The following is a 10,886-nucleotide window of genomic DNA, read 5'->3' on the forward strand; positions in this document are numbered from 1 at the left end:
AGGGTGATAACCGTCAAAACTCCCCTCCCCCGCATCCGGAGGAGAGGAGATCAACTTAGCTACGCAAGCCGCGTCCGCGCTGAATCAGCGACCAGCAGATCAGATAAAACGCAATAATAAAGACAACCAGCACACCAAAGGTAGTAACCAACGGCACATCATTAATGCCGAGGAAGCCGTAGCGGAAACCACTGATCATATAGACTATCGGGTTCAGGTGCGACAGCCCCTGCCAGAACGGCGGCAGTAAAGTCAGGGAGTAAAATACCCCGCCCAAATAAGTGAGTGGCGTTAACACAAAGGTCGGCACCAGGCTGATGTCATCAAACGTTTTGGCAAACACACCGTTCAGCAGTCCGGCAAGAGAGAACAACACCGCCGTGAGCACCAGCGTTAAAGCAACAAATACCCACGAATGCACCTGAAACGGCACAAAGAATAGCGAAATAGCCGTCACCAGCATGCCAACAAGCAGTCCGCGCGCCACGCCACCGCCGACATATCCGGCAATGATGACGTGTGTTGGCACCGGCGCTACCAGCAATTCTTCAATATTACGCTGGAACTTGGCACCAAAAAATGATGATGCAACGTTAGCGTAGGCATTGGTGATCACCGACATCATGATCAGCCCCGGCACGATAAACTGCATATAACTAAAGCCATGCATATCGCCAATGCGCGAACCAATCAGGTTACCAAAGATAATAAAATAAAGGGTCATGGTGATGACCGGCGGCACCAGCGTTTGTATCCAGATACGCATAAAGCGATGGATCTCTTTCGCCCAGATGCTTTTTAGCGCCACCCAGTAAAGATGCATCATGCGCGATCTCCTTGTTTTTCATTAACCAGTGAAACAAACAGCTCTTCCAGACGGTTGGCTTTGTTACGCATACTTAATACCTGCACGCCCTGCTCACTTAGCTGCGTGAATACGCTGTTAATCCCCTGCTCGCGCAACACTTCAACTTCAAGCGTAGCGGTATCCACCAGCCGATACTGGTAGCCATCGAGCTTCGGTAATGGACTTTTCGGCGCAAGGTCGAGAATAAAGGTTTCCGATTTCAGCTTCGCCAATAGCGCCTTCATCGAAGTGTTCTCCACCAGTTCTCCATGCTGAATAATGCCGATATTGCGACACAGCATTTCTGCTTCTTCCAGGTAGTGCGTGGTGAGAATGATCGTGGTGCCTTTGTCGTTTAAATCCTTCAAAAATCCCCACATTGAGCGGCGAAGTTCGATATCCACGCCTGCCGTTGGTTCATCCAGAATCAGCAGTTTAGGTTCATGCATTAACGCACGGGCGATCATTAAACGGCGTTTCATCCCACCAGATAACATACGCGCACGTTCGTTGCGTTTTCCCCACAAATCAAGCTGCTTAAGATACTTTTCGCTGCGGATATACGCTTCTTTGCGCTCTACACCGTAGTACCCCGCCTGATTCACCACAATTTGCTGCACGGTTTCAAACGGGTTGAAGTTAAATTCCTGCGGCACCAGTCCTAACTGGCGTTTGGCGTTCACGACATCTTTTTCAAGATCGTAGCCAAATACGCTGACCCGCCCGGAGGTTTTATTCACCAGCGAGCTAATAATACCGATGGTGGTCGATTTCCCGGCTCCGTTCGGCCCCAGAAGCGCATAAAAATCGCCGGCTTCGACCTGTAAATCTATTCCACGAAGCGCCTGAACGCCGCCTGGATAGGTTTTTTTAAGCTGTTGAAGTTCCAGTGCAATGGTCATAAATTTTTACTTACCTTACGTTCTTACACTTTATCTGTGGTTTAAATCGTCCCGGAGTTGCCCTATATTAGCCAAACGTAATTATTTGGTTACAGGTCGTTAACCTCCATGAAAGACATAGATACACTCATCAGCAATAATGCACTATGGTCAAAAATGCTGGTGGAAGAGGATCCCGGGTTTTTTGAGAAACTGGCACAAGCGCAAAAACCGCGCTTTCTATGGATTGGATGTTCCGACAGTCGCGTTCCTGCAGAACGTTTAACCGGTCTTGAGCCGGGCGAACTCTTTGTTCACCGTAATGTTGCCAACCTGGTCATTCACACCGATCTCAACTGCCTCTCCGTGGTGCAGTATGCAGTGGATGTTCTCGAAGTTGAACACATTATTATCTGTGGCCACTATGGTTGCGGTGGTGTGCAAGCCGCGGTTGAAAACCCGGAACTGGGGCTGATCAACAACTGGCTGCTGCACATCCGCGATATCTGGTTCAAACATAGCTCATTGCTTGGCGAAATGCCGCCAGAGCGCCGTCTGGATACCCTGTGCGAACTGAACGTAATGGAACAGGTATATAACCTGGGCCACTCTACCATTATGCAGTCAGCATGGAAACGCGGGCAGAAAGTGACCATCCACGGCTGGGCTTACGGCATTCACGACGGCTTGCTGCGCGATCTGGATGTTACAGCCACCAACCGCGAAACCCTGGAGCAACGTTATCGCCACGGGATTTCCAACCTCAAGCTAAAGCACATCAACCACAAATAAATTCGCCATGCCGGATGCAACACATCCGGCACATCCGCACTTACTCGTCCAGCAGCACCACTTTGCCGATATACGGCAGATGACGGTAACGCTGTGCGTAATCGATGCCGTAGCCAACCACAAACTCATCCGGAATAGAGAAACCGATAAATTCTACCGGTACGTTCACTTCACGGCGAGACGGTTTATCCAGCAGCGTACAAATCGCCAACGATTTCGGTTCGCGCAGGCTTAAGATTTCACGCACTTTCGACAGTGTATTACCCGAGTCGATGATATCTTCAACAATCAGCACATCCTTGCCGCGGATATCTTCATCCAGATCTTTGAGGATTTTCACATCACGGGTGGTGGACATGCCGCTACCGTAGCTGGAGGCGGTCATAAAATCGACTTCATGAGATACCTGAACTTCACGGCACAGGTCCGCCATAAACATAAATGAGCCACGCAGCAGGCCTACCAGCACCATATCGCTGCCGCTGTCTTTGTAACGCTCAGTAATCTGACGACCCAGTTCAGCGATACGCGCTTTAATCTCCGCTTCGGGGATCATTACTTCTACAGTATGTTTCATATCTCTAACCATATGATTTAAAAACAAATCACTTCGCACGGGCGGGTTTCAGCGCCGCAACAAAGCGCAAGACACGCAGTATACCAGCAAAACTATTCATTGGCGGAATCTGTTAATAAAGCTCAAATTGTGATGACGATCACACATGTTAAAACCTATAATTAATTGCTACTAAAATATTAATGAATTGAAATGGTGTTTCTTTATGGCAATTAACAATACCGGCTCGCGACGCTTACTCGTGTCGCTAACCGCCCTTTTTGCAGCACTCTGCGGGCTATATCTTCTCATTGGCGGAGGCTGGTTGGTCGCGATTGGCGGCTCCTGGTACTACCCCATCGCTGGTCTGGTGATGCTTGGCGTCGCCTGGATGTTGTGGCGCAGTAAACGCGCAGCACTTTGGCTGTACGCCGCTCTGCTGCTCGGCACCATGATTTGGGGCGTCTGGGAGGTCGGTTTCGATTTCTGGGCACTCACTCCGCGCAGCGATATCCTGGTCTTCTTCGGTATCTGGCTGATCCTGCCGTTTGTCTGGCATCGCCTGGTCATTCCTGCCAGCGGCGCAGTTGCCGCACTGGTGGTCGCACTGTTGATTAGCGGTGGTATCCTCACCTGGGCCGGATTTCACGATCCGCAGGAAATCAACGGCACCTTAAGCGCTGATGCCACACCTGCCGAAGCTATCTCCCCCGTTGCCGATCAGGACTGGCCTGCCTATGGCCGCAATCAGGAAGGTCAACGCTATTCACCACTGAAGCAGATTAACGCCGATAACGTCCACAAGCTGAAAGAAGCCTGGGTGTTCCGCACAGGCGATGTGAAACAGCCGAACGATCCGGGCGAAATCACCAATGAAGTGACGCCGATTAAAGTAGGCGACACGCTTTACCTGTGTACCGCTCACCAGCGTCTGTTTGCGCTCGATGCCGCCAGCGGCAAAGAGAAATGGCATTACGATCCTGAGCTGAAAACCAACGAGTCTTTCCAGCATGTAACCTGCCGTGGCGTCTCTTACCATGAAGCCAAAGCAGAAACTGCTTCGCCGGAAGTGATGGCGGATTGCCCGCGTCGTATCATTCTTCCTGTGAATGATGGTCGCCTGATTGCAATTAACGCTGAAAACGGCAAGCTGTGCGAAACCTTCGCCAATAAAGGCGTGCTCAACCTGCAAAGCAACATGCCGGATACCAAACCGGGTCTGTATGAACCGACGTCGCCGCCGATTATCACCGATAAAACCATCGTGATGGCCGGTTCAGTCACCGATAACTTCTCAACCCGCGAAACGTCTGGCGTAATCCGTGGTTTTGATGTCAACACCGGTGAACTGCTGTGGGCTTTTGATCCGGGCGCGAAAGATCCGAACGCCATCCCATCAGACGAACACACCTTTACCTTTAACTCGCCAAACTCGTGGGCACCTGCGGCCTATGATGCGAAGCTGGATCTGGTGTATCTGCCGATGGGCGTAACCACGCCCGATATCTGGGGCGGTAACCGCACACCGGAACAGGAACGTTATGCCAGCTCGATTCTGGCACTGAATGCCACCACCGGGAAACTGGCGTGGAGTTACCAGACCGTTCACCACGACCTGTGGGATATGGATCTTCCGGCACAACCAACGCTGGCGGATATCACCGTTAACGGTGAAAAAGTGCCGGTCATTTACGCTCCTGCAAAAACTGGCAACATTTTTGTACTCGATCGTCGTAATGGCGAACTGGTCGTTCCGGCTCCGGAAAAACCGGTTCCACAAGGCGCAGCGAAAGGCGATTACGTTACTCCTACCCAACCGTTCTCTGAACTCAGCTTCCGTCCGACGAAAGATTTGAGCGGTGCGGATATGTGGGGTGCCACCATGTTTGACCAACTGGTGTGCCGCGTGATGTTCCACCAAATGCGCTATGAAGGCATTTTCACCCCACCATCAGAACAGGGTACTCTGGTCTTCCCAGGTAACCTGGGAATGTTCGAATGGGGCGGGATTTCCGTTGATCCGAATCGTGAAGTGGCAATTGCCAACCCAATGGCGCTACCGTTTGTGTCGAAACTGATCCCGCGTGGCCCGGGTAACCCGATGGAACAGCCAAAAGATGCCAAAGGCACAGGTACGGAATCCGGCATTCAGCCGCAATATGGCGTGCCGTATGGCGTAACGCTCAACCCGTTCCTTTCGCCGTTTGGTCTGCCGTGTAAACAGCCTGCCTGGGGATACATCTCGGCGCTGGATCTGAAAACCAATGAAGTGGTATGGAAGAAACGTATTGGTACGCCGCAGGACAGTATGCCGTTCCCGATGCCCGTTCCGGTGCCGTTCAATATGGGGATGCCAATGCTCGGCGGGCCAATCTCCACTGCGGGCAACGTGTTGTTTATTGCCGCTACGGCAGATAACTACTTGCGCGCTTACAACATGAGCAACGGTGAAAAATTGTGGCAGGGCCGTTTACCAGCAGGTGGTCAGGCAACGCCGATGACCTATGAAGTGAATGGTAAGCAATATGTGGTGATCTCCGCAGGCGGTCACGGTTCATTTGGTACGAAGATGGGCGACTATATTGTGGCTTATGCGCTACCGGATGATGTGAAGTAACCATAATGCCCGGAGAGATCCGGGCATATTCCCGAAGACGCTGTTTTTACACTGTAAACCCTAACATCATCCCCGTATCTTCATGCTCCAGCAGATGGCAGTGCGCCATATAAGCATGTTCTTTCGGTGCATCGTGATTAAACTTCACCAGCACCTCACTGACATTACCTTCCACCTTCACAGTATCTTTCCAGCCCGCGCGATGCACCGCTGGTGGTTGGCCATTTTCCGACAAGATACGGAACTGGGTGCCGTGAATATGGAACGGATGCAACATCATGTCGCCAACGCCAGAGATAATCCAACGTTCGAACTTCCCTTTCGCCGCCGCAAACATCGGCTTGTTCATATCGAAGGCCTGACCGTTGATTTTATTAGCATGGTGAAAATCGAACTTCCCGCCGTGGTTCATATGATTCATATTGCCGTGGCCCATGTGGCCCATGTGGCCCATGTGGCCCATCATCTGGCTGTGGTTCATTCCGCTCATTGCCTGATCGCCATATTTCTCCATTAACATCTGCATCCCCATCATATCGAGCATCGGATCCATAGAGAGTTGCAGTTTGCGTATCGTTAATCCGTCCAGCGAAGGTAACGCTGGCAGGCTACTCAAGGTATCCGGCAAAGCACCAGAGGCACTAATGGCAATCGGCTGAATACGCATTACCGGGTGCGGCTTGTCAAACGGTGCAATCGCCATTCCCATCTGGCTGACAGGCAGTGTCACCAGATCAAACGGTTTGTTGTCGTTAACCTCCACCAGCACTTCAAAACGCTCGCCCATCAGCACCGGAAGTTCACTCACCTTCACCGGTTCAGGCAACAGGCCACCATCGCTGGCGATCACATACAGCGGGCGATTGTCACTGGTGGCAAAATTGAGCGAGCGGGCGTTACAGCCATTGAGCAAACGCAGCCGCAACCAGCCACGCGGCGCGGCATGTTGCGGGTAAATAGCGCCGTTGGTCAGCAACGTATCGCCAAACCAGCCCACGGCGGCGGTCATCACATCGAGTTGATAATCAATCTGCCCGTCGGCGTTAAATTTTTTATCCTGAACAATCACCGGGACATCATCGATCCCCCACTGTTTTGGCAGCATTAATTTCAGGATCTCATCGTCCTCAATCACCACCAGCCCAGCCAGCCCCATCGCCACCTGACGCCCGGTTTTGCCATGTTGATGCGGGTGGAACCAGCAGGTAGCGGCAGGCTGATCGACATTCAGCGTCACTGTGCGTTTACCGCCAGGCGGAATAATTCCCTGCGGGCCGCCGTCCACTTCCCCCGGCACTTCCAGACCGTGCCAGTGCAACGTCGTCTCTTCCGCCAGTTGGTTATAGATATCAACCGTCACGGCTTTTCCACGCTGTAACTTCACCGCAGGCCCCAATAAATTGCCGTTATAGCCCCAGGTGGTCGCCGTTTTTCCAGCAAAGGTGGACTGGCCTGTGCCAATGGTCAACTGAATGCGATTACGGGCATCGGTAGCGAGCAAATCAGGGATCGGTAATGTTGGGCGTTCAGCAGCAAAAACCGCGCGGCTCCATAGTGGTAAAGCAGAAGCCACGCCCAACGCGACGGAATATTTTAAGAAATCACGACGTTGCATAGATATTTCCTTATTCTCAAGCAGGCGAAACAAAATCAAACGTTGAGCATAGTCCTTCCCCTTACGGGAAGGTCAAGCCACAGACACAACTTAATCCACAATAATGGTCGTCGCCTCGCTCGCAGTGTGCTAACGTTTATCTTCTTTAAGCCCCTGGTAGAAGCAATGAAGACGTTTTTCAGAACAGTATTATTCGGCAGCCTGATGGCTGTATGCGCAAACAGTTACGCGCTCAGCGAGTCTGAAGCCGAAGATATGGCCGATTTAACGGCAGTTTTTGTTTTTCTGAAGAACGATTGCGGTTACCAGAACTTGCCTAACGGGCAGATTCGTCGCGCACTGGTCTTTTTTGCCCAGCAAAACCAGTGGGATCTCAGCAACTACGACAACTTCGACATGAAAGCCCTCGGTGAAGATAGCTACCGCGATCTGAGCGGTATCGGCATTCCCGTCGCTAAAAAGTGTAAAGCCCTGGCCCGCGATTCCTTAAGCCTGCTTGCCTACGTAAAATAATTCCTGATACCTTTTTGTAGAAACATTGACCGTGCATCCGCGGTCAATGTTAGCTATTATGTTGCGCCCTTTTTTTACGGGTGTTAACAAAGGAGGTATCAACCCATGGCCGAAAAAAAACTGTGGCATGAAACGCTACACGACCAGTTTGGGCAGTACTTTGCTGTAGATAACGTTCTGTATCATGAAAAGACCGATCACCAGGATCTGATCATTTTTGAGAACGCCGCATTTGGTCGCGTAATGGCGCTGGATGGCGTAGTACAGACCACCGAGCGCGACGAATTTATCTATCATGAGATGATGACCCACGTTCCGCTGCTGGCTCACGGTCACGCTAAACACGTGTTAATCATTGGCGGCGGCGACGGCGCGATGTTACGTGAAGTAAGCCGACATAAAAACGTTGAGTCAATCACGATGGTGGAAATCGACGCGGGCGTAGTGTCTTTCTGCCGTCAGTATCTGCCTAACCATAACGCCGGTAGCTACGACGATCCCCGTTTTAAACTGGTGATCGACGATGGCGTCAATTTCGTGAATCAAACCAGCCAGACCTTTGATGTCATCATCTCCGACTGCACCGATCCCATCGGTCCCGGCGAAAGCCTGTTCACCTCAGCATTTTATGAAGGCTGCAAACGCTGCCTGAATCCTGGCGGTATTTTTGTCGCGCAAAACGGCGTCTGCTTTTTACAGCAGGAAGAAGCCATCGACAGCCATCGCAAACTCAGCCATTACTTCAGCGATGTTGGCTTTTATCAGGCGGCAATCCCGACCTATTACGGCGGCATCATGACCTTTGCATGGGCGACAGATAACGACGCCTTACGCCATCTCTCTACCGAAATTATTCAGGCACGTTTTCTCGCCTCTGGCCTGAAATGCCGTTATTACAACCCGGCAATCCACACGGCAGCGTTTGCCTTACCCCAGTATCTGCAAGACGCACTGGCTTCACAGGCGTCCTAAGGAGAAGATAAGAAATTGAAAAAACTGAAACTGCATGGCTTTAATAATCTGACCAAAAGTCTGAGTTTTTGTATTTACGATATCTGCTACGCCAAAACCGCCGAAGAGCGCGACGGTTATATCGCTTATATCGATGAACTCTATAATGCCAACCGTCTGACCGAAATCCTGTCAGAAACTTGTTCCATTATCGGGGCCAATATTCTTAACATCGCCCGCCAGGATTACGAACCACAAGGTGCCAGCGTCACTATTCTGGTGAGCGAAGAACCTGTCGACCCGAAACTTATCGACAAAACGGAACACCCCGGGCCGCTGCCAGAAGCCGTGGTTGCGCATCTCGATAAAAGTCATATTTGCGTCCATACCTACCCGGAAAGCCATCCTGAAGGCGGTTTATGTACTTTCCGCGCCGACATAGAAGTCTCTACCTGCGGCGTGATTTCCCCGCTGAAGGCGTTGAATTACCTGATCCACCAGCTTGAATCCGATATCGTGACCATTGATTATCGCGTGCGCGGTTTTACCCGCGATATTAACGGTATGAAGCACTTTATCGACCATGAGATTAATTCGATTCAGAACTTTATGTCTGAAGATATAAAGGCGCTGTATGACATGGTGGATGTAAACGTCTATCAGGAAAATATCTTCCATACCAAGATGTTGCTTAAAGAGTTCGACCTTAAGCACTACATGTTCCACACCAAACCGGAAGATTTAACCGACAGCGAGCGCAAAGAGATTACCGCTGCGCTATGGAAAGAAATGCGCGAAATTTATTACGGGCGTAATATGCCTGCCGTTTAACGGCTCTGGCGGAGCACGAAGGCTCCGCCAGATTTACCTACTTCTGCTGTACGAAATTGCGGTACGCCGCCACCACCTGAAGAAAATCCTCAACGCCGCACAGCGACAGGCTTTCTTCGTCGTAGTAGTTCATCCCTTCTTCCATTTCGTCACCCGCAAATTCCAGTTGATTGGCGCGGATCATCACCTCCTCGCCATCCATCCACAGGGTGTATTCGTGCCCTGCCCGCTGCCAGGAACGTTCGCTACCTTTTAATGTGCGCGCGGCTTGTTCCACTTCATCAAGCAAGGCCAGGTTTTCTTTCACCTCTTCATTAAACCAGTGCCCGACCACTTCATGCCCCATGGACATGCGCACCTTTACCACTCCGGTAATATCGCGCAGAAATTCGTAATCCATAGTGTGTTCCTCTGCTCCCGGCAATGCGCCGAAATCGCATTGCGCCATTGATGTAATTATCGCAGCCTTACCAGAGAAAAACAGCGGAACGACGATGGTTTAGAGATAAAAATAGTGAAAAAAGCGTTCCAACCACCATGGCCAGAATTTTTGTCATTTTCGACAGACATCTTCTTACCAGGGAAGAAGACAATCCAGTGCTACTCTGCGCACAAAACATAGATTAATAAAGAGGGTGAATTGTTTTATAATCAAAAATCCACCAGTCATCCGTAATCTTGCCATTATCATAAAGTTGAAGATCGCTACTTCCCTCTGCGTCGGTGGTTGTTATCACATCAGCATTTCGCTTCCAGTGTGATATAGGAGATTCAGTGCTCATGGTTAAAAGGTTTTCTTTCATCGGCTCACACTGTGCGCATCCCCTGACATTACCGTCCTCATAAAAACCCACTAATCCACCATTTGCGACAAACAAATATTGTAATTTTGCTGTCGCGGCAAAAGCGTTGCCGCATAGTAGAAAAAAGATAATTATAATAAACGCTTTTTTCATTCACTTTATCTCCATTAAGTGAAAAACTTCACCCTGTAATAACCAGCAGAAAACCAAATAAGATAAACACTATCAATATCTTATTTCGCCTATCAGAATTGAAATCGATTGATTTTTTAGCGAACATATTCATTTAAAACATAAAAATATAATTCACTAAAATGATAACGACATTATTATGATAATCGCTCTCTTACATGCAGGGAAACACTATCATTAAGGAAAAGAGTGCGGGTTCTGAGAATTAACGTTATTGAGTTGCCCGTCAGATATTCCGGCAAAAAAAAGCCACTCCCCAAAAGAAGTGGCTCAGATTGCTGACAAAGT

General features: G+C 50.2%; 11 protein-coding genes. 5 read left to right on the forward strand and 6 right to left on the reverse strand.

Features of this window, described 5'->3' with window-relative positions; all coding sequences use genetic code 11:
- Positions 1–55: 55 nt before the first annotated feature.
- Together ESM_RS0110780 and ESM_RS0110785 are read right to left on the reverse strand one after the other, a co-directional pair.
- Positions 56–826, reverse strand: coding sequence for an ABC transporter permease (locus ESM_RS0110780; protein ID WP_000972195.1), 771 nt, complete (start codon positions 824–826; stop codon positions 56–58).
- Positions 823–1,749, reverse strand: coding sequence for an ABC transporter ATP-binding protein (locus ESM_RS0110785; RefSeq protein ID WP_000150640.1), 927 nt, complete (start codon positions 1,747–1,749; stop codon positions 823–825). The genes ESM_RS0110780 and ESM_RS0110785 overlap by 4 nt, the downstream gene beginning before the upstream one ends.
- A 108-nt stretch (positions 1,750–1,857) precedes the next feature.
- Between ESM_RS0110785 and can the strand changes: the two genes are divergently transcribed.
- Complete coding sequence (can, locus tag ESM_RS0110790) at positions 1,858–2,520, forward strand: carbonate dehydratase (protein ID WP_000651596.1); 663 nt, start codon at positions 1,858–1,860, stop codon at positions 2,518–2,520.
- A 40-nt stretch (positions 2,521–2,560) separates the two neighbouring features.
- Here can and hpt read toward each other — a convergent pair whose 3' ends face one another.
- Positions 2,561–3,097, reverse strand: a complete 537-nt coding sequence (gene hpt / locus ESM_RS0110795) for a hypoxanthine phosphoribosyltransferase (RefSeq protein WP_000683336.1) — start codon at positions 3,095–3,097, stop codon at positions 2,561–2,563.
- Between the two features lie 205 nt (positions 3,098–3,302).
- Between hpt and gcd the strand changes: the two genes are divergently transcribed.
- On the forward strand, positions 3,303–5,693 hold the full coding sequence (gene gcd / locus ESM_RS0110800) for a quinoprotein glucose dehydrogenase (protein ID WP_001517753.1): 2,391 nt from the start codon (positions 3,303–3,305) through the stop codon (positions 5,691–5,693).
- Between the two features lie 46 nt (positions 5,694–5,739).
- Here the strand turns inward: gcd and cueO are convergent, their stop codons facing one another.
- Positions 5,740–7,308 (reverse strand): multicopper oxidase CueO, encoded by a 1,569-nt coding sequence (gene cueO, locus ESM_RS0110805; RefSeq protein WP_001189586.1) that lies wholly within the window; start codon positions 7,306–7,308, stop codon positions 5,740–5,742.
- A 165-nt stretch (positions 7,309–7,473) separates the two neighbouring features.
- Between cueO and ESM_RS0110810 the strand changes: the two genes are divergently transcribed.
- The 3 genes from ESM_RS0110810 to speD all read left to right on the forward strand — a co-directional run bounded on the left by ESM_RS0110810 (position 7,474) and on the right by speD (position 9,603).
- Complete coding sequence (locus ESM_RS0110810; RefSeq protein WP_000846616.1) at positions 7,474–7,821, forward strand: YacC family pilotin-like protein; 348 nt, start codon at positions 7,474–7,476, stop codon at positions 7,819–7,821.
- A gap of 105 nt (positions 7,822–7,926) precedes the next feature.
- A complete protein-coding gene (speE, locus tag ESM_RS0110815) occupies positions 7,927–8,793 on the forward strand; it encodes a polyamine aminopropyltransferase (protein WP_000818362.1) in 867 nt (288 codons plus the stop codon).
- A 15-nt stretch (positions 8,794–8,808) separates the two neighbouring features.
- Positions 8,809–9,603: an adenosylmethionine decarboxylase gene (gene speD, locus ESM_RS0110820; protein ID WP_000734282.1), complete on the forward strand. Its 795-nt coding sequence runs from the start codon at positions 8,809–8,811 to the stop codon at positions 9,601–9,603.
- A gap of 37 nt (positions 9,604–9,640) precedes the next feature.
- On the opposite strand, the gene yacL is transcribed toward speD, so the two are convergent.
- Positions 9,641–10,003, reverse strand: coding sequence for a protein YacL (gene yacL / locus ESM_RS0110825; RefSeq protein WP_001517750.1), 363 nt, complete (start codon positions 10,001–10,003; stop codon positions 9,641–9,643).
- Positions 10,004–10,226: 223 nt separating this feature from the next.
- Positions 10,227–10,559, reverse strand: coding sequence for a hypothetical protein (locus tag ESM_RS0110830; protein ID WP_000708862.1), 333 nt, complete (start codon positions 10,557–10,559; stop codon positions 10,227–10,229).
- Positions 10,560–10,886: the final 327 nt, after the last annotated feature.

Origin of the sequence: Escherichia sp. TW09308 (assembly GCF_000208565.1) — a bacterium.
In the GTDB taxonomy this organism is placed as follows: domain Bacteria; phylum Pseudomonadota; class Gammaproteobacteria; order Enterobacterales; family Enterobacteriaceae; genus Escherichia; species Escherichia marmotae.